This window comes from Streptomyces sp. NBC_00203 (assembly GCF_045206325.1).
GTDB lineage: Bacteria > Actinomycetota > Actinomycetes > Streptomycetales > Streptomycetaceae > Streptomyces > Streptomyces lutosisoli.
The window spans coordinates 3,556,161-3,575,830 of the sequence record NZ_CP108126.1 but is presented as its reverse complement, the minus strand read 5'-3'; the positions used below and the strand labels follow the sequence as shown (position 1 = coordinate 3,575,830).

Sequence of the window (19,670 nt, the reverse complement as noted above, 5' to 3'; positions counted from 1 at the left end):
TTGGCGTCGCCGCCGGGGAAACCGGGCGACACGGTCCATATGCGGCTTCGCCGCATGGCCACAAGGGGCTATAGCTCAGTTGGTAGAGCGCCTGCATGGCATGCAGGAGGTCAGGAGTTCAATTCTCCTTAGCTCCACAGACGTTGAAAGCGGGCCACCCGATCAGGGTGGCCCGCTTCTTCGTGTTCAGCGGCCGCTGCCGAGCGCGCGGCGGCCGCGCCCCTGGGACAGGACCGGCAGGTTGTTGCGCGCCGGCGCGGAGGACCGGGTGTCCTCCTCGATGCGCAGTGCGAGCGCCGGGCAGCGGCGCACGGCGCGCAGGGCCTTCGCCTCCGCGTACCGGGGCACCTGCGCCTGCGCGACGGTCGGGAAGCCGTCGGCGCCCAGTTCGAAGACCTCCGGGAGGATGTCCGCGCACAGTCCATGGCCACGGCACAGCGTCCAGTCGACGTAGATCTTCTGACGGCTGGGACCGGCCTCCTCCTGCCCCTGGCCGCCCGGGATGCCCGTCGGGGCCTGGCCGCCCTCGAAGAGCGGCAGAACGCCTTCCACGGGCCTTCCACAGCCGTTGCCGAGGACATGCGCGGCCAGGTCGTCCGTGAACGCCTTGAGGGTCGACTCGATGAACATCGCCGAGCCGTCCGGGTGCGAGCAGGCGCCGCGCCGCTTCACGGCCTTGGCGACCTGCTTCACGGCCTCCAGGGCGGCCGGGCCGCCGCCGTTGAGGATGTCCTCCAGGCCGCGCGCCGCGGCGGGCAGACCCAGATAGCAGGGACCGCACTGTCCCGCGCTCTCCTCGGCCAGCCATTGCGCCACCCGCAGTGATTCACCCAGCGGGCACGTCTGCTGGGTGATCGGGAGGATCGCGCCCGCGCCGAGCGCGCCGCCCACCGCGTCCAGGGAGTTGCGCGAGACGATCGCCTCGTTGACCGTCGCCGCGTCCAGCCACTTGCCGTGGTAGCCGCCGGTCAGCACACCCTGCGGCATGGGCGGAGCGCCGGCCAGCTGGAGCACGTACCGCAGCGGCACACCGGTCGGGACCTCGATCACCATGGGGCGGGCGACCGCGCCGGAGACGGTGAGCATGACGGTGCCCGGCTCGTCGTACAGGCCGGTGTTGCGATAGCGGTCGGGCCCGATGCGCGCTGCGATGGCCAGCTGGGCGAACGTCTCGGCGTTGGACAGCAGGGTGGGCGCGCCGCCGACGCCGGTCTGTGACGCGCTGATCTTGCGGCCGGGCGGGATCGCCGGGCCGCCGTCGATGGAGCGGATCAGCGAAGCCGCCGCTCCGGTCACCATGCGCACCGGGTTGCGCTGCACGCGCGCGCGGAGGGCCGATCCGCGCCGGTTGCTCAGTCCGCGTTCTGCCAGCGCGGCTTCCATGGACCGCTGGGTGGACTCGCGGGTCACACCGATCACAAGGGTGCGCGCGCCCATGGCCTCCGCGGCCAGCAGGGCGCCGTCCAGGATGAGGTGCGGGGCACGGTTGATGAGGACCGTGTCCTTGCGGCAGGCAGGTTCGTCCTCACTTCCGTTGACGACCACCACGGGGCGGATGCCCTTCTTGATGGCCGACTCCGCGACCGAACGCAGCTTCTTGGCGAACGGGAAGCCCGCGCCGCCGCGGCCCTTCAGGGAGATCGCCTCGGCGAGGCCTGCCAGCTGCTCGCCGCCCATCGGTTCGAGCGGCCCGTGCACCTTGAGGTGCATGGGGAGATCCAGTCGTTCAACCAGGTCGAAACCCGACGTGAGCTGCGGAAGTCCGACGACGCGGACCTCCGGGACGTCGGGCAGGGCCTCGTTCACTTAAAAGCCTCCGGAAGGGGCGTTCCATGGTTCACCGGAGCCAGGAGCGTCGAAGGCGCCCGGCAGTACGTCAGTCGTGGGACCGCTGTCGTACGTGTCGTTCGTGTTGTACGTGCCGTAGGCGGGGTTCGTCTCACCGGTGTCGTACACGTCACTCGTGCCGTAGGCGTTGGCGGCCGAATTGTCATAGACAGGGATGTTGAATCCCGTGTCGTTGAGGGGGTCGTACGCCGATTGGGGCGCCTCGCCGACGGGGGGCGGGGAGGGGATGGGCCAACTGCCCGAGGGGCTGCTGCCGTCGACGCGCTGGAAAGACTCCGTGGGCTGCATGTCCATCGGCATCTGGAAGCGCTCGGTCGGGGTGGCCCCGAAGCTGCCCCCGCCGGGCGCCCCGCCCGAGGTGGCCCGGTAGGCGGCCGCGAAGCCGGGCATGCTGCCCGTGGAGGCGGGGTCGGACGCGGTCTCGTACAGCGGCGAAGCGGAACCCCCCGCGCGCTGCGGGGGCACGAACGAGTCCCCCCGGGACTGGGGCTGCGCGGAGCGCGCGGTGAAGCCCGGCAGCGGGGATTCCGCGGCGGCGGCACGGGATGCCTCCAGGTCCTCGCGGGCTGCGCGGGCGCCGGGGCTGTTGTTGTCCCCGATGATCGCCAGGATCCGGTCGGCGACCTTGCGCTTGAAGGGGCCGGAGGCCGAGCGCAGTGCCAGGGCGGCCATCACGGCGACCAGGCACAGGCTGTAGAGCACGGTGACGTATGTCTTCGCGGGGCGCCCCGCGTACAGGCCGTGCACCAGGGCCGAGCACCAGGCCGGATACGCCAGCATGTGCACGGCCCGCCAGCGCGCCGCGACCGGCGCGGGGGACGCGAAGGCGCTGCGCAGCGCGCCGGTGATGGCCGTGAAGATCATCAGAAGGCCGGCCAGGGAGCCGAAGCCGATGAGTCCGTTGGTGCCCGTGATGCCGAGCCCGAAGGGGATCAGCGCGGCGACCAGCGTGGTGTGGTCGAGGGCCAGCTTGACCGTGATGTGCAGCAGGAGGAAGGCGACCGAGGAGATCGCGGTCGTCCTGTGCACGGCCTGGGCGACCAGTCGCTGACGCGTGTCGAGGAACAGCCGGTCGGTGGCGACGAGGCCCCACACCACGGAGCAGGTGAGAGCGACCAGCGACAACACGCCGGCGCCGAAGTTGAGGAAGTCGCGCAGGCCGTCGCCTCCGACCAGCACGACCATGGGTATGAGCAACAAGGCGGCAGCCGTCAGCGCCCCGTAGGCCGAGCGGCCCGGTCGGGGTATCGAGCTGTTGTTGCGACGAGGGTTCATGGGGGGTTACTCCCAACGGTTCGGGGAAGCGGTCCCGAAGCCGCACTCTAAGTCGAGCCATACCGATGGGTACGACGTTTGAGTTATTGCGTTGTTATCAAAGGGCAATGAGGTCTTTGTGTTGTCCCTTAGAGTCCGTTACGCGAAGTAATATTTGAATATTGTTCAGTGTTTTGCGGTGATCGTGCGGGATGGCACGGGGTGCCGAGCGGTCCCGGAAGCTCGTCGCGACGCGCGCGGGGGCTGCGGTACCCTGACGCCATGCGTGCCGTACGCCTTCTGCTTAGTGAGCCGCGCTGATCAGTCCCGACCACTGACGATTCGTGGTCGGAATCGGCGCGGCGTCCCCTCCTGTGCGAGGGGATTTTTCATTTCCAAGCCGCTGGCAGAGACGATCGATGGAGCTTTGAGGATCATGAGCGAGACGACTACCGCTGCCACCTCCGAGGTGGCCGCGCCGCACCGCTACACGGCCGTCCTGGCCGCTGAGATCGAGGCACGCTGGCAGGACTTCTGGGACGCCGAAGGCACGTACGAGGCGCCGAACCCGAGCGGCGACCTGGCCGGAGACCCCGAGCTGGTCGCCAAGCCCAAGAAGTTCATCATGGACATGTTCCCGTACCCCTCCGGTGCGGGCCTGCACGTCGGCCACCCCCTGGGCTACATCGCCACCGATGTATCCGCCCGGTATCAGCGCATGACGGGCCACAACGTCCTGCACACCCTGGGCTTCGACGCCTTCGGCCTGCCCGCCGAGCAGCACGCCGTGTCGACGGGCGAGCACCCTCGGATCACCACCGAGGCGGCCATCAACAACATGAAGTCCCAGCTGCGCGCGCTGGGCCTGGGCCACGACAAGCGCCGGTCGTTCGCCACGATCGACCCGGAGTACTACAAGTGGACCCAGTGGATCTTCCTGCAGATCTTCAACTCCTGGTACGACGACGAGGCCGACAAGGCCCGCCCGATCACCGAGCTGGTCGCCCAGTTCGAGAGCGGTGAGCGTGCCGTTCCGGCCGTCGGCGGCACCACGCGCGCGTGGAACGAGCTGAGCGCCGCCGAGCGCGCCGACGTCCTGAGCGGGTACCGCCTGGCGTACGCCTCCGACGCGCCCGTCAACTGGTGTCCCGGACTGGGCACCGTACTGGCCAATGAGGAGGTCACCGCCGACGGCCGTTCCGAGCGCGGCAACTTCCCCGTCTTCAAGGCCAAGCTGCGCCAGTGGAACATGCGCATCACCGCCTACGCCGACCGGCTGCTGAACGACCTGGACGCGCTGGACTGGCCCGAGGCCATCAAGCTGCAGCAGCGCAACTGGATCGGCCGCTCCGAGGGCGCCCGCGTCGACTTCCCGATCGACGGCGAAGCGATCACGGTCTTCACCACCCGCCCGGACACCCTGTTCGGCGCCACCTACATGGTGCTGGCGCCCGAGCACCCGCTGGTCGAGAAGTTCACCCCGGCCGCCTGGCCCCAGGACACCCACGAGGTGTGGACGGGCGGAAACGCGACCCCGGCCGAGGCCGTCGCCGCCTACCGTGCGCAGGCCGCCTCGAAGTCCGATGTCGAGCGGCAGGCCGAGGCCAAGGACAAGACCGGCGTCTTCACCGGCGCGTACGCGACCAACCCGGTCAACGGCGAGCAGGTCCCGGTCTTCATCGCCGACTACGTACTGATGGGCTACGGCACCGGCGCGATCATGGCCGTCCCGGCGGGCGACCAGCGCGACTTCGAGTTCGCGCGCGCCTTCGAGCTGCCGATCCACTGCATCGTCGAGCCGACCGACGGCCGCGGCACCGACACGTCGACGTGGGAGAACGCCTTCGGGTCGTACGACGCGAAGATCATCAACTCCGCCAACGACGACATCTCGCTGGACGGCCTGGGCGTCGCCGACGCCAAGGCCCGCATCACCGAGTGGCTGGCGCGCAAGGGCATCGGCGAGGGCACCGTCAACTTCCGGCTGCGTGACTGGCTGTTCAGCCGCCAGCGCTACTGGGGCGAGCCCTTCCCGATCGTCTACGACGAGGACGGCGTCGCCCACTCGCTGCCCGAGTCGATGCTGCCCCTGGAGCTGCCGGAGGTCGAGGACTACTCGCCGCGCACCTTCGACCCGGACGACGCGAACACGTCCCCGGAGACCCCGCTGTCCCGCAACGAGGACTGGGTCAACGTCACCCTGGACCTGGGCGACGGCCGCGGCCCGCAGAAGTACCGCCGCGAGACCAACACCATGCCCAACTGGGCCGGTTCCTGCTGGTACGAGCTGCGCTACCTGGACCCGCACAACGACCAGAAGCTGGTCGACCCGGCCATCGAGCAGTACTGGATGGGCCCGCGCGAGGGCCAGCCGCACGGCGGCGTCGACCTGTACGTCGGCGGCGCCGAGCACGCCGTGCTGCACCTGCTGTACGCGCGCTTCTGGTCCAAGGTGCTGTTCGACCTGGGGCATGTCTCCTCGGTCGAGCCGTTCCACAAGCTGTTCAACCAGGGCATGATCCAGGCCTTCGTGTACCGCGACAGCCGTGGCATCGCGGTGCCCGCCGCCGAGGTGGAGGAGCGCGACGGCGCGTACTACTACCAGGGCGAGAAGGTCTCCCGGCTGCTGGGCAAGATGGGCAAGTCCCTGAAGAACGCCGTCACTCCGGACGAGATCTGCGCCGAGTACGGGGCGGACACGCTGCGCCTGTACGAGATGGCGATGGGTCCCCTGGACGTGTCCCGGCCGTGGGACACGCGCGCGGTGGTGGGCCAGTTCCGGCTGCTGCAGCGGCTGTGGCGCAACGTCGTCGACGAGGCGACCGGTGAGGCCACCGTCGTCGACACCGAGCCGGACGAGGACACCCTGCGTGCCCTGCACAAGGCCATCGACGGCGTACGTCAGGACCTGGAGGGCATGCGGTTCAACACCGCCATTGCCAAGGTCACCGAGCTGAACAACCACCTGACCAAGGTGGGCGGCCCGGTGTCGCGAAGCGTCGCCGAGGCCCTGGTGCTGCTGGTGGCGCCGCTGGCCCCGCACATCGCCGAGGAGCTGTGGCGCAAGCTGGGCCACACCGACTCGGTCGTCCACCAGGACTTCCCGGTCGCCGACCCGGCGTACGTCGTGGACGAGGCCGTGACCTGCGTCGTGCAGATCAAGGGCAAGGTCAAGGCGCGCCTGGAGGTCTCCCCGTCGATCTCCGACGAGGAGCTGGAGAAGGTCGCGCTGGCCGACGAGAAGGTCGTCGCGGCGCTGGGCGGCGCGGGGATCCGCAAGGTGATCGTGCGGGCGCCGAAGCTGGTGAACATCGTTACGGCGTAGCGGTCTCCGCCGAGTCGGAGCCGGTGGGTTCGAGTGACTCGGGGTAGTCCCCTACGGGCAGGTTCGGGGTTCTTCTGGAACTCCGAACCTGCCCGTAGCGTTTACCGTTGAAGAGCGCGACGGCAGCCGTCGCGACAGGTCTGAGGAGGAGCGTGGTGGGAACCGTGATCACAGTGATCGCCCTGCTCTTTCTGCTGTTCGTGGTGCTGGGCGCGTACGCCACGGTGAAGGTGGTCGGCGCCGCCAAGCGAGGCGTGGACCGCACGATCTCGCAGGCGCGCCGCACGGTCGAGGACACGACACTGCGTGCCAAGACGTTCGCCCAGCCGGGCCCGATGGGCGAGCTGGCCCAGCTCCGGCTCAAGCTGCGCACGTCGATGCGGGCCACGCAGGACGCGCTGCACGCGGGCGTGGCGGAGGACGAGTCGCTGAAGGAGTCCCTGAGCCTCTTCGAGCGGCTCAGCGCGCACGGGCACGAACTGGACGGCGAGCTCAAGCGCCTGGAGACCGAGCCCGACCGCGGCACGCTCGCCTCGCGGCTGCCCGGACTGCGCGAGCGCACCGAGCGGATCACGCAGTCGGCGGACTCGCTGCGCTGGGCCGCGCGCGACCGGGCCCGCCGCTTCGCGGACGACGACCTGGACTCGCTGAGCGCCCAGATAGACGTGGAGGCCGGCGCGCTGCGGCACTGGACGACGGAGCCGAAGCCCGCTTCGCCCACAGCTCCTTGGCCCGAGGCACCCGCACCGGATGCGACCACCTCCGGCGGACAGACCTGGCCGGAGACCCCGCAGTCCCGTACGGCCGAGGAGCCGACGCGCTCCGCCATCACCCCGCCCGGCCGACGCCCCGCCTACCCCTGGCAGAAGAAGCCCCGCCCCGAGAGCACGACTTGATCCGGCCGCCCCAGCCGCTCCAGCCGCAGGTGGGAGGGGCCGGGCTGCCGCTCACCCGCCCCGACAGGTAATCTCCAGCTCATGTCCCGCCATGTCGCTATCGTCACCGATTCAACGGCCTACCTGCCGCCGCTGACGATGGAGCGCCACGGCATCACAGCGGTGCCCCTGACCGTGGTCCTCGGTGACCAGGCACTCGAAGAGGGCACCGAGATCTCGGCCCGCTCCCTGGCCCAGGCGCTGCAGAAGCGGCGCCCCGTCACGACGTCCCGGCCCAGCCCCGAGCTCTTCGCCGCGACCTACCGCAAGGTCGCCGAGTCCGGCGCCACCGGCATTGTCTCCCTCCACCTGTCGTCCGAGTTCTCAGGCACGTACGACGCCGCGGTGCTCGCGGCGCGGGACGCTCCGGTGCCGGTGCGGGTGGTGGACACCGGGATGGTCGCGATGGCCCTCGGGTTCTGCGCGCTGGCCGCGGCCGAGTCCGCGGAGGCGGGGGGCACGATCGACGACGCGGTCACAGCCGCGGAGAAGCGGGCCGCGGGCACCTTCGCGTACTTCTACGTCGACACCCTCGACTATCTCCGCCGGGGCGGCCGGATCGGGGCCGCGCAGGCTCTGCTGGGCTCCGCGCTCGCGGTGAAGCCACTCCTGCAGCTGGACGACGGCCGCATCGAACTCCTGGAGAAGGTGCGGACGGCGTCCAAGGCGATCGCCCGGCTGGAGGAGATCGTTGCCGTGCGCGCGGGCGACACCCAGGTCGACATCGCCGTCCATCATCTGGCCGCCCCCGAGCGGGCCGCGGCACTCGCGGACCGGTTGCGGGCGCGGGTGCCCGGGCTGGCCGATCTGCATGTCAGTGAGGTCGGAGCGGTGATCGGAGCGCACACGGGGCCTGGGCTGCTGGGGGCGGTTGTCTCACCTCGGTGAGAGCGCGCACCACACGTGTGGGTGAGAGAGTTATCCACAACTGGGCAGTAATCCACCGGAATTGAGCAAGATCATCGCGAAAGCGCCGGGGTGTCGGACCCTCGGCGCATGGCACTTCGATCACGCTCACGCACCGCCACACCGACCAGCGGCCCGGGTCGTGGCCCTGTCTCCGACGGCCGCAGCCGTCATCGCCGTCACCACCACCCGCGGAGCCGGACCCGACGCCGTGAGGCATCGGCCGAGGCCCTTCGAATGCGCGCGGAGGCGCTCTTCGCCGAAAGGGCCGGAGAGCGGCGGGAGTTGGGGAACGGGCCGCCGGGGTCGGATCGGGATGTGGGGGACGGTCCCAAGGCGACCACCGCGGTGGGGTCGGGTGTTGCCGATGTGCGGGGACTGGACAACCGTGTTCGCGAGGCCTTGGGCCGTGGCGGTTCCCGGGTACGCGGGACGTTGGACCTCGAAGGGGCCCAGGCGCTCGGGTCGCTGAGCTCTGATGACTCCTGGGCAAGCGGGACTGTGGACCGTGGTGCGCCGAGCACGGGTGCGGGTGCGGGTTCTGGTGCGCCGAATGCGGGTGCTGCTGCTGACGCTGGATCGCGCGGTGGAGTGCGTGTCGGCGCGCACGACGAAACTCACGCAGTGCACGTCGACGTCGCTTCGAGTACGGCGGAGTCGGGGGCGTGGCGGGACCGGGCCGGGCTCGCAGTGCGGGAGCGGATGCCGTTGTGGCTGCAGTCGAGGTGCGGTCTTGAGCGCAAGAACGTGGCCGCGCTGACCGTACTGCTTGTCGTCGCCGCGGTCTTCGCCACGCAGCACTTCTGGGCCGGCAGGACTCAGTCGGTCCGAGCCCCCGAGGTGGTGCGGGCGGCGGCTCCGTACGGGGCGAAGACCGGACAGGGGGAGCAGTCGGACGCGGGACCGGATGCCTCGGCCGGAGCGCCGAGTCCCGCCGGAACAGCGATGGTCGTGGACGTCAGTGGCAAGGTGCGCAGCCCCGGGCTCCAGCGATTGCCGACCGGTTCCCGTGTCGAGGACGCGCTGCGCGCGGCGGGCGGGGTGCGCCCCGGCACGAACACCGAGGGTCTCAACCGCGCGCGGCTCCTCGTGGACGGCGAACAGATCGTCGTCGGCGCTCCCGCGTCCGCCGTGGGACCAGGCGCGGGCGGTGCGGGCCCAGTCGGCGCCGGTGGATCCACCGCCGGTGCGGCACCCTCGGCTCCGGTCGCCCTCAACACGGCCACCGTGGACCAGCTCGACGGCCTCCCAGGCGTCGGCCCCGTCCTGGCCCAGCACATCATCGACTACCGCACCCAACACGGCGGCTTCCGCTCGGTCGACGAGCTCCGCGAGGTGAACGGAATCGGGGATCGCCGGTTCGCCGATCTGCGGAATCTGGTGCGGCCATGAGTGGGTCGGAGCGGCTGGAGCGGCTGGGTCGGCCCGAGCGGATGGATGAGCCGGAGCGGCCCGAGGTGTCGGAGGTACCGGAGCAGCCGGGCGCGTCGGAGGTACCGGAGCAGCCGGGCGCGTCGGGGGTGCCGGAGCGGCCGGGGGCTGCCGCGCCGGATCGTGCGCGTGTCTCGGGTGCCGCGAGCCGACGGACCGTGCATGCCGCTTCGGGCAAGCGGCTGGGGGCCTCGCATCCACAGGAGGAAGGACCGGCGGATCTCCGGCTCGTGCCGCCCGCTCTGGCGGCCTGGGTGACGGCGGCTCTGACGGTGGACGCCCCGCCGGGGTGGGTCATGGGTGCGGTGCTGGTATCCCTCGTCGCGGGTGGTGCGCTGTTGCTGGCGGGGCGGAGAGGGGCGCGTGGCGCGGAGGGACGCGGGGGAGGGCGGTCGCTTTCGTGGCCGAGGGTCTCCGTTGCCGCCGTCCTGCTCTGTGTCGCCGCGGCTGCGGCCTCCGCGGGCTTGCACGGGGCGGATCTGCGACGTGGGCCTGTGCCCACCCTGGCGCGGCAGTTCGCCAACGTGACCGCAGAGGTGGAGATCACCTCCGATCCACGGCTCACCAGGCCCCGGATCAAGGGGGATCACATGGCTCCGACGGCCGTGCTGATGGACGCGGAGGTCCGGCGGGTGACGCGGGCGGACGGGACGGTCGTCGCGACGCGTGCACCGGTGCTGGTGATTGTCGACGCGCGCTCGCCAAGGGGGTCGCCTGGGCTTGCCGGCGAGGGTTCGCCCTGGCTGTCGCTGCTGCCGTCCACGAGGTTGCGAGTGTCGGCGCGGCTGGTGCCAGCCCTGTCGGGCGGGGACGACATCGCGGCTGTCCTACGCGTGCGGGGCGGCGCGCCGCCCGAGGTGGTGGGAGAGCCATCCGGGCCGCAGCGGTTCGCCGGCCGGCTGCGTGAGGGCCTGCGGGAGGCGACCGACGGGCTGGAGGCCGACGCGCGGGCGCTGCTGCCGGGGCTGGTCGTGGGGGACACCTCACGCGTCACACCGGAGTTGGACGACACGTTCAAGGCGACCGACCTCACTCACCTTCTGGCTGTCAGTGGGGGCAACTTCACGATCTTGCTCGCCCTGTTCATCGGGCCGCCGGGCCTCGCCCAGCGCGCCGAGCGGCGCGGTCTCGCACCGCGGCTCGGTGTTCCGCTGCGGGCGACCGCACTGCTCGGCGGAGGGCTCACGCTCGCGTTCGTGATCGTCTGCCGACCGGACCCGAGCGTGCTGCGGGCCGCGGCCTGCGGATCGATCGCACTGCTCGCCATCGCGACCGGACGCCGCAGATCGCTGATCCCCGCGCTGGCCACGGCCGTCCTGCTGCTGGTGCTGTACGACCCGTGGCTGGCCCGCAGCTACGGCTTCCTGCTCTCCGTCCTGGCGACCGGCGCCCTGCTCACGCTCGCCCCGCGGTGGAGTGCGGCGCTCCAGAGGCGCCGAGTGCCGCCGCGTCTGGCCGAGGCGCTCGCAGCGGCCGCTGCGGCACAGGCCCTGTGCGCACCGGTTGTCGCCGTCCTGTCGGCTCGGGTGAGCCTGGTGGCGGTGCCGTGCAATCTGCTCGCGGAGTTCGCGGTCGCGCCGGCCACGTTGCTGGGTTTCGCGACACTGGCGACGGCCTCCGTGGCGCTTCCCGTCGCCAAGGCCCTGGCGTGGTGCGCGAGTTGGCCCGCCCGATGGATCGCCGACATCGCGCGTACCGGCGCGGCTCTGCCCGGCGGGGGAGTGGACTGGCCGGGCACTTGGACGGGGGCGCTGCTGCTCGCTCTGGTCACGGCGGTGGTCGTGCTCGTCGGCCGACGGCTGCTGGGACACCCGTGGCTGAGTGGCGCCTGCGTGCTGCTGTTCCTGTTGGTCGTGGTGCAGCCGCCGCCTCTCACCAGGGTGATCACGGGGTGGCCGCCGCCCGGCTGGCGGTTCGCGATGTGCGACGTGGGGCAGGGGGATGCGACGGTGCTCGCGGCGGGCGACGGCACCGCGGTGGTGGTGGACGCCGGGCCCGACCCGGTGTTGGTCGACCGCTGCCTGAGCGCGCTCGGCGTCACCAGGATTCTGCTCGTCGTACTGACGCACTTCCACGCCGACCATGTGGCGGGGCTGCCGGGCGTGCTGAGCGGGCGTTCGGTGGGCGCGATCGAGACGACCGGCTTCGAAGAGCCGCCGGACCAGGCCGAGTTCGTACGAAGGGAGGCGGCCGCACGGCACATCCCCGTGACCCGGGCCGTGGCGGGGGAGCGGCGGCGCACGGGAAGCCTCGACTGGCGGGTGCTGTGGCCGCCACCGAGTCCGGCCCCCACGCCGGACGGCCCGAACGACGCCAGTGTCGCCCTGCTCGTACGGTCGGCGGGGCTGCGGCTGCTGTTGCTCGGGGATCTCGAACCACCGGCCCAGCGGGCCCTGTTGAGATCGCCGGCGGCGGAGGAGCTGGGAGCCGTGGACGTTCTCAAGGTCGCCCATCATGGCTCGGCCTACCAGGACCCGGACCTCATACGCAGGGTGGCCCCGCGGCTCGCCTTGATCTCGTGTGGCAAGGACAACCCGTACGGGCATCCCGCGCCGAGTACGGTCGCGGCGTTGCGGGCCGCAGGTGCGGTGGTGCTGCGTACGGACCACGACGGGGCGCTGGCCGTCGTCGGTGTGGGCGGAGGACTGAGCGTGGCGAGAGACTGAACCCATGAATTCCGCACAGGCCGACGCCTACCTCCGCAGGATCGGGACCCAGTACCCCGCATGGCCCACGTCCGATGTGCTCCGCGAGCTTCAGCTGCGCCATCTGAAGACGGTGCCCTTCGAGAACCTGTCGATTCACCTCGGTGAGGAGATCGTGCTGGAGGAGAAGAGGCTGCTGGACAAGGTGGTGGGCGCTCGCAGGGGTGGCTTCTGCTACGAACTGAACGGGGCGTTCGGAGCGTTGCTGGGGGCGCTGGGCTTCGACGTGACGCTGCTCGCGGCGCGGGTGTACGGCGAAGAGGGGCGGCTCGGGATTCCGTACGACCATCTCGCGCTGCGGGTGCGGACGGTGGACGGGGGCGACTGGCTGACCGACGTCGGGTTCGGGGCGCACAGCCTCTATCCGCTGGCCTTCGGGGAGCGGGGGGAGCAGGAGGATCCCGGCGGCACGTTCCAGGTCGTCGAGTCGGGGCCGGACTCGGCGGGGGTACGGGGTGCCGGCGGTTCGCGGGAGAGCATGGATCTCGACGTCGTCCGGGACGGTAAGGCGCAGTACCGCTTGGAGGTACGGCCGCGGGTGCTCGGGGACTTTGTCACCGGGGCCTGGTGGCACAGCACCTCGCCGGAGTCGCATTTCGCGCGGTCGCTGGTCTGTTCGCGGGTCACGGAGGACGGAGGGAGGATCACGCTCAGCGGCCGGAACTTCACGGTGACGACTCCTGAGCGGACGAAGACAGTGTCGGCACTGGTCACGGACGAGGAGGTGCTGGCCACGTATCGGGAGCGCTTCGGGATCGAGCTGGACCAGGTGCCGGAGGTGAGGAAGGCGCGGGAGTGAGGCAGGGGGAGGGGGGAGGGGGAGCGTGTGTAGTGGCGGCACACGGGTGGGACCGACCTGGAATGTGGGGATCGTGCTCCAGGGCCGGCCCAGCGTTCGGTCCTCGGTCGCCGTGATGGCCGACCCCGTCGTCGGGCCCACCGGGCGTATCGGAAAATGTCCATGTGAGCGATGTGAGACATGTGCTGGTGCTGCCCGACCGCGATGCTGCGGAAGAGGCGGCGGAGGCGGTCGGTGACCGGTTCGGACTCGATGAGGAGCCGCAGCTCGTACGGGACGCGCTGGCCGGTGAGGACGATGCCGAGGACGCGCAGTGGCTGGTGGTTCTGACGGACCCCGCGGAGCGGCTGGACCCGAAGGAACTGGACGAGTTCGCGGGGGAGTGGGACGGCTGGCGGGAAGAGCCGTAGGGCTCCGCTGGGAGGAGTCGAGCCCGGAGATGCGGGGGGCGAGGGGGCGACTGCGGGTCGGCTGCGCTGGTCGCGCCCACGCGGCTGAGCCGCATATGCCACGACCCCGCGCTTCTTGCGGGGTGGGATCGCGTTGTCAGTGGCGCGTGGGATGCTTTCGGTGATGGCCAGGAAGACTGCTAATGACGACCCTCTCGCCCCCGTCACGCTTGCCGTGGGCCAGGAGGACCTCCTGCTCGACCGTGCCGTTCAGGAGGTGGTGGCCGCCGCCAGGGCCGCCGACGCCGACACGGATGTACGGGACCTCACCCCGGACCAGTTGCAGCCCGGCACGCTTGCCGAGCTGACGAGTCCGTCGCTCTTCTCCGAGCGCAAGGTCGTGGTCGTACGCAATGCGCAGGATCTTTCGGCCGACACCATCAAGGACGTGAAGGCGTACCTGGAGGCGCCGGCCGAGGAGATCACCCTCGTGCTGCTGCACGCGGGTGCGGCCAAGGGCAAGGGGCTGCTCGATGCCGCGCGCAAGGTGGGGGCGCGGGAGGTGGCGTGCCCCAAGATGACCAAGCCCGCGGATCGGCTGGCGTTCGTGCGGAGTGAGTTCCGGGCGCTGGGGAGGTCGGCCACGCCGGAGGCCTGCCAGGCGCTTGTCGACTCGATCGGGAGTGATCTGCGGGAGCTGGCGTCCGCGGTGTCTCAGCTGACCGCGGATGTCGAGGGGACGATCGACGAGGCGGTGGTCGGGCGGTACTACACGGGGCGGGCCGAGGCGTCGAGTTTTACCGTGGCCGACCGGGCCGTGGAGGGGCGGGCGGCGGAGGCGTTGGAGGCGTTGCGGTGGTCTCTGTCGACTGGGGTCGCGCCGGTCCTGATCACCAGTGCGTTGGCTCAGGGGGTGCGGGCGATTGGGAAGCTGTCCTCCGCGCGTGGGGGGCGGCCGGCTGATCTTGCGCGGGAGCTGGGGATGCCGCCGTGGAAGATTGATCGGGTGCGGCAGCAGATGCGGGGGTGGACGCCGGATGGGGTCGCTGTTGCTCTGCGGGCGGTTGCCGAAGCCGATGCCGGGGTCAAGGGTGGGGGGGATGATCCTGAGTACGCCCTGGAGAAGGCGGTCGTTGCGATTGCCCGGGCTGCGCGGTCGCGCCGGGGCTAGCGGCTCCGGGGTGGGCTGAGCTGGGTTTCTTCGCCCCCGCCGCCCCTACCCGTCCCATCCGTACCTGGGGGCTGCGCCCCCAGACCCCCGCTAAAAGATTGCGCAGTTCCCCGCGCCCCTTAAGAGAGTTCGGCTGCCGGCCGGTGGAGGTTGCTCGCGCCGTTCCCCGCGCCCCTGAAGGGGCGCTTCACGCCGAAGACCCCGCTCGTCCTCCTGGGGAAGGAGGGGAACGGGGTCTCGGTTCGAGATCTTGGAGCCGTGCCCGCGTGGCGAACGCAGGCCGCGCACGGATCCGGGGGTGCCGGGCAGGAGCGGAAGAGAGGGCCCGCTGGGTCCTTTCCGGCGGTCAAGTCAGGGGTTGAGCCCCGGAGGGCTCAGCCGACTCAGCCCTGGAGGGAAGCGACCTTCGAAGCAAGCGCCGACTTCTTGTTGGCGGCCTGGTTCTTGTGGATGACGCCCTTCGAGACAGCCTTGTCGAGAGCGCGCGACGCGGCGCGCGTGTACTCGGTGGCCTTCTCGGCGTCACCCGCGGCAGCGGCCTCGCGGGCCTTGCGGATCGCGGTCTTCAGGGAAGACTTGACGGCCTTGTTGCGCAGCCGGGCCTTCTCGTTGGTCTTGATCCGCTTGATCTGGGACTTGATGTTCGCCACGAATGAGCCTTTACAGGTTCAGGCGCGCGAGACAGCACGTCTCACTCGCCGTTTGATTTCCTTGGGGTGTGCCTCCTGCAGAGAGGGCATGAGACACAGCCACTCAGGCTACCAGTAGCCGCACGACCGGCCCAAACCGGTCGCAGGTCCCCGCCCGTGGGACCATGGAGCCTACGTATCGATCCGACCCGAGGCGACAGGCGCCTCAAGAGACAGGACCCTGCGTGCCCGCGACCCCTAACAATGTGCCCGAGCCGAGCCGTACCGCCCCGGCTCTGATTCGCAATTTCTGCATCATCGCGCACATCGACCACGGCAAGTCCACGCTCGCCGACCGCATGCTCCAGCTGACCGGGGTGGTTGATCAGCGGCAGATGCGCGCTCAGTACCTCGACCGCATGGACATCGAGCGCGAGCGCGGCATCACGATCAAGTCCCAGGCGGTCCGGCTGCCCTGGGCCCCGACCGAGGACCCGGGCACCACCCACATCCTCAACATGATCGACACCCCCGGGCACGTCGACTTCACGTACGAGGTGTCCCGGTCCCTCGCGGCCTGTGAAGGCACGGTCCTGCTCGTCGACGCGGCGCAGGGCATCGAGGCGCAGACTCTCGCCAACCTCTACCTGGCGATGGAGAACGACCTCAAGATCATCCCCGTACTGAACAAGATCGACCTGCCGGCCGCCCAGCCGGAGAAGTTCTCCGAGGAGCTGGCCAACCTCATCGGCTGCGACCCCGAGGACGTTCTCAAGGTCTCCGCCAAGACGGGTCTGGGCGTCGAGGCCCTGCTCGACAAGGTCGTCGCCGAGATTCCCGCCCCGGTCGGCGTCCAGGACGCCCCCGCCCGCGCGATGATCTTCGACTCGGTCTACGACTCGTACCGCGGTGTCGTGACGTACGTACGTGTCATCGACGGCCAGCTCAACAAGCGTGAGCGCATCCGGATGATGTCCACCGGCGCGACCCACGAGCTGCTGGAGATCGGTGTCTCGGCCCCCGAGATGAAGGCGGCCGACGGGCTCGGTGTCGGCGAGGTCGGTTATCTCATCACCGGGGTGAAGGACGTCCGGCAGTCCAAGGTCGGTGACACCATCACCACCCTGCACAAGGGGGCGACCGAGGCGCTCGGCGGGTACAAGGACCCCAGGCCCATGGTCTTCTCCGGGCTCTATCCGCTGGACGGGTCCGACTACCCCGAGCTGCGCGACGCGCTCGACAAACTCCAGCTCAACGACGCCGCGCTCGTCTACGAGCCGGAGACGTCCGCCGCGCTCGGGTTCGGCTTCCGCGTCGGTTTCCTCGGGCTGTTGCACCTCGACGTCATCCGGGAGCGGCTGGAGCGCGAGTTCGGGCTCGACCTCATCGCCACCGCGCCGAACGTCGTGTACCGCGTCGAGATGGAGGACGGCAGCGAGCACGTCGTCACCAACCCGAGCGAGTTCCCCGAGGGGAAGATCGACAAGGTCTACGAGCCGGTCGTCCGGGCGACGATCCTCGCGCCCTCCGAGTTCATCGGCTCGATCATGGAGCTGTGTCAGACCCGGCGCGGCACCCTGCTCGGCATGGACTACCTCTCCGAGGACCGGGTCGAGATCCGCTACACGCTGCCGCTCGCCGAGATCGTCTTCGACTTCTTCGACCAGCTGAAGTCCAAGACCCGCGGCTACGCCTCGCTCGACTACGAGCCCACCGGCGAGGTGGCCTCCAGCCTGGTCAAGGTCGACATCCTGCTGCACGGCGACAAGGTCGACGCCTTCTCGGCGATCACGCACAAGGACGCCGCGTACGCGTACGGTGTGCGGCTCGTCGCCAAGCTGCGCGAGCTCATCCCGCGGCAGGCCTTCGAGGTGCCGATCCAGGCGGCCATCGGCTCCCGGGTCATCGCCCGCGAGACCATCCGCGCCATCCGCAAGGACGTCCTCGCCAAGTGTTACGGCGGTGACATTTCCCGTAAGCGGAAGCTGCTGGAGAAGCAGAAGGAAGGCAAGAAGCGGATGAAGATGGTGGGCTCTGTGGAGGTTCCGCAAGAGGCCTTCATCGCCGTGCTGTCCAGCGACGACAGCGGTGGCGCGGCCAAGGGCAAGAAGTAGCCACCGGGCAAGTCGCTGTTACCCCCGGAAACTCGGGCACAATGCGGGCTCGTCGCGCTTCGGCGCGGCGAGCCCGTACGCGTGCGTAGGTTCGCTCTCTGTAGGAAGCGACAGGCCGCCGCCCCTTACGCGCTGGGCGGTCGCGCTTTACTCTGATCCCTGCTCGATAGTTACTCGCGAGTTAAACAACAGCCGCAACCAGCCAGCCGCACAGCAGTCGGTCGAGCCAGACGCACGCACTGTCGCGGGCCCCGGAGGATGTCGTGAGCGACACACAGACCCTGATCGAGAACCGCCCGCCGTCCGTGGCGGGCCTCTTCTTGGAGCGCGTGGCGGCCACGCCGGACGGCGAGGCCTACCGCTACCCGGTGCCAGCCGCGTCGGGCGACGGGCCGGACGAGTGGAAGTCGCTGAGCTGGGCGCAGGCCGCCGAGCGGGTCTTCGCCATCGCGGCCGGACTGATCGAACTGGGCGTGCAGCCGGAGCAGCGCGTCGCGCTCGCCTCCTCCACGCGGGTCGAGTGGATCCTGGCCGACCTCGGCATCCTGTGCGCGGGCGCGGCCACCACGACCGTGTATCCGCAGACCAACGCCGAGGAGTCGGCGTTCATCCTCTCCGACTCCGAGAGCAAGGTCCTCATCGCGGAGGACGCGGCCCAGCTCGCCAAGGCCCAGGAGAAGCGCGGCGAGCTTTCCGAGCTCACGCACGTCGTGGTCATCGACCCGGCCGGCGTCGAGACCGGTGACTCGGTCCTCACGCTCGCCGAGCTGGAGGCCCGCGGTGCCGCCTACCTGGAGAAGAACGCCGACCTGATCAAGGAGAAGGTCGGCGCGATCACCGCCGATCAGCTCGCGACCCTGATCTATACCTCGGGCACCACGGGCCGCCCCAAGGGCGTCCGTCTCCCGCACGACAACTGGTCGTACATGGCCAAGGCCATCGCCTCGACCGGACTGCTCGGCCCCGACGACGTGCAGTACCTGTGGCTGCCGCTCGCGCACGTCTTCGGCAAGGTGCTCACCTCCGGCCAGATCGAGGTCGGGCACGTCACCGCCGTCGACGGCCGGGTGGACAAGATCATCGAGAATCTGCCGGTCGTGCAGCCGACGTACATGGCGGCCGTCCCGCGCATCTTCGAGAAGGTCTACAACGGGGTCGCGGCCAAGGCGCGGGCCGGCGGCGGCGCCAAGTACAAGATCTTCCAGTGGGCCGCCGAGGTCTCCCGCGAGTACGCGAAGGCCAGCCAGGACAACTTCCGCCGCACCGGCACCGCCTCCGTGCCCTTCGCGCTCGGCGCCAAGCACAAGGTCGCCGACGCGCTCGTCTTCGCCAAGATCCGCGAGGCCTTCGGCGGCAACCTGCGCGCCTGCGTCTCGGGCAGTGCGGCGCTCGCACCCGAGATCGGCTACTTCTTCGCCGGCGCCGGCATCCACATCCTGGAGGGGTACGGCCTCACGGAGTCCTCCGCCGCCTCCTTCGTGAACCCCGGCGAGGCGTACCGCACCGGCACGGTCGGCAAGCCGCTGCCCGGCACCGAGGTGCGTATCGCGGACGACGGCGAGATCCTGCTGCGCGGCCCCGGCATCATGGAGGGCTACCACGGGCTGCCCGAGAAGACCGCCGAGGTCCTGGAGTCGGACGGCTGGTTCCACACCGGCGACATCGGCGAGCTGTCGCCCGACGGCTACCTGCGCATCACCGACCGCAAGAAGGACCTCATCAAGACGTCCGGCGGCAAGTACATCGCGCCCGCCGAGGTCGAGGGCCAGTTCAAGGCCGTCTGCCCGTACGTCTCCAACATCCTCGTGCACGGCGCCGACCGGAACTTCTGCACCGCGCTCATCGCCCTCGACGAGCCGTCCATCCTCGACTGGGCCAAGGACAACGGGCTGGAGGGCAAGTCGTACGCCGACGTCGTCGCGGCGCCGGCCACCGTCGCCCTTATCGAGGGCTACGTCAAGGAACTCAACGAGGGTCTCCAGCGCTGGCAGACCATCAAGAAGTTCCGTCTGCTGCCGCGGGACCTCGATGTCGAGCACGGGGAGATCACGCCGAGTCTGAAGCTGAAGCGGCCGGTTGTCGAGCGGGAGTACAAGCACCTGATCGACGAGATGTACGCGGGTTCGCGCGAGGCGTGACCTCAAGCCGCACCTGGGGGCGGGGC

The 19,670-nt window shown here is 70.2% G+C and carries 13 protein-coding genes and 1 tRNA gene; 11 read left to right on the top strand and 3 right to left on the bottom strand.

Translation table 11 applies throughout. The features are described 5' to 3' along the window. The first annotated feature begins 64 nt into the window (after positions 1–64). Positions 65–137, top strand: a tRNA-Ala gene (locus tag OG975_RS16155). A 49-nt stretch (positions 138–186) separates the two neighbouring features. Here OG975_RS16155 and OG975_RS16150 read toward each other — a convergent pair. After that, positions 187–1,806, bottom strand: coding sequence for an NADH-ubiquinone oxidoreductase-F iron-sulfur binding region domain-containing protein (locus OG975_RS16150; RefSeq protein WP_406329874.1), 1,620 nt, complete (start codon positions 1,804–1,806; stop codon positions 187–189). Continuing rightward, positions 1,807–3,123, bottom strand: a complete 1,317-nt coding sequence (locus tag OG975_RS16145; RefSeq protein ID WP_406329873.1) for a cytochrome b/b6 domain-containing protein — start codon at positions 3,121–3,123, stop codon at positions 1,807–1,809. It lies immediately after the preceding gene. Between the two features lie 415 nt (positions 3,124–3,538). Here OG975_RS16145 and leuS point away from each other — a divergent pair, with 415 nt between their 5' ends. The 8 genes from leuS to holA all read left to right on the top strand — a co-directional run bounded on the left by leuS (position 3,539) and on the right by holA (position 14,763). Beyond that, entirely contained in the window at positions 3,539–6,427 is a 2,889-nt protein-coding gene (gene leuS / locus OG975_RS16140; protein ID WP_406329872.1) for a leucine--tRNA ligase, read from the top strand. Positions 6,428–6,591: 164 nt separating this feature from the next. Next, complete coding sequence (locus tag OG975_RS16135) at positions 6,592–7,323, top strand: hypothetical protein (RefSeq protein ID WP_406336288.1); 732 nt, start codon at positions 6,592–6,594, stop codon at positions 7,321–7,323. Between the two features lie 81 nt (positions 7,324–7,404). Beyond that, positions 7,405–8,250, top strand: a complete 846-nt coding sequence (locus tag OG975_RS16130; protein ID WP_406329871.1) for a DegV family protein — start codon at positions 7,405–7,407, stop codon at positions 8,248–8,250. A 486-nt stretch (positions 8,251–8,736) separates the two neighbouring features. Next, positions 8,737–9,660 (top strand): helix-hairpin-helix domain-containing protein, encoded by a 924-nt coding sequence (locus OG975_RS16125; RefSeq protein ID WP_406336286.1) that lies wholly within the window; start codon positions 8,737–8,739, stop codon positions 9,658–9,660. A 197-nt stretch (positions 9,661–9,857) separates the two neighbouring features. Then, positions 9,858–12,365, top strand: coding sequence for a ComEC/Rec2 family competence protein (locus OG975_RS16120; RefSeq protein WP_406336285.1), 2,508 nt, complete (start codon positions 9,858–9,860; stop codon positions 12,363–12,365). 4 nt (positions 12,366–12,369) lie between these two features. Next, entirely contained in the window at positions 12,370–13,203 is an 834-nt protein-coding gene (locus OG975_RS16115; protein ID WP_406329870.1) for an arylamine N-acetyltransferase, read from the top strand. 164 nt (positions 13,204–13,367) lie between these two features. After that, entirely contained in the window at positions 13,368–13,613 is a 246-nt protein-coding gene (locus OG975_RS16110) for a hypothetical protein (protein ID WP_406329869.1), read from the top strand. Positions 13,614–13,776: 163 nt separating this feature from the next. Beyond that, entirely contained in the window at positions 13,777–14,763 is a 987-nt protein-coding gene (gene holA / locus OG975_RS16105; protein WP_406329868.1) for a DNA polymerase III subunit delta, read from the top strand. Positions 14,764–15,146: 383 nt separating this feature from the next. Here the strand turns inward: holA and rpsT are convergent, their stop codons facing one another. Then, positions 15,147–15,413 (bottom strand): 30S ribosomal protein S20, encoded by a 267-nt coding sequence (gene rpsT / locus OG975_RS16100; RefSeq protein ID WP_406329867.1) that lies wholly within the window; start codon positions 15,411–15,413, stop codon positions 15,147–15,149. Between the two features lie 224 nt (positions 15,414–15,637). Between rpsT and lepA the strand changes: the two genes are divergently transcribed. Next, the gene (gene lepA, locus OG975_RS16095) at positions 15,638–17,506 is read left to right on the top strand and encodes a translation elongation factor 4 (protein ID WP_406329865.1); all 1,869 of its coding nucleotides are present in this window, start codon (positions 15,638–15,640) and stop codon (positions 17,504–17,506) included. Positions 17,507–17,769: 263 nt separating this feature from the next. Further along, positions 17,770–19,644 carry an AMP-dependent synthetase/ligase gene (locus tag OG975_RS16090; protein WP_406329864.1) on the top strand — a complete coding sequence of 625 codons (1,875 nt, stop codon included), beginning with the start codon at positions 17,770–17,772 and terminating at the stop codon, positions 19,642–19,644. Positions 19,645–19,670: the final 26 nt, after the last annotated feature.

What these genes read in the sequence shown, in the direction of transcription:
- OG975_RS16145 (WP_406329873.1), bottom strand. Translation starts at nt 3,123, where the DNA reads ATGAACCCTCGTCGCAACAACAGCTCGATACCCCGACCGGGCCGCTCG.
- leuS (WP_406329872.1), top strand. Translation starts at nt 3,539, where the DNA reads ATGAGCGAGACGACTACCGCTGCCACCTCCGAGGTGGCCGCGCCGCAC.
- OG975_RS16130 (WP_406329871.1), top strand. Translation starts at nt 7,405, where the DNA reads ATGTCCCGCCATGTCGCTATCGTCACCGATTCAACGGCCTACCTGCCG.
- OG975_RS16115 (WP_406329870.1), top strand. Translation starts at nt 12,370, where the DNA reads ATGAATTCCGCACAGGCCGACGCCTACCTCCGCAGGATCGGGACCCAG.
- holA (WP_406329868.1), top strand. Translation starts at nt 13,777, where the DNA reads ATGGCCAGGAAGACTGCTAATGACGACCCTCTCGCCCCCGTCACGCTT.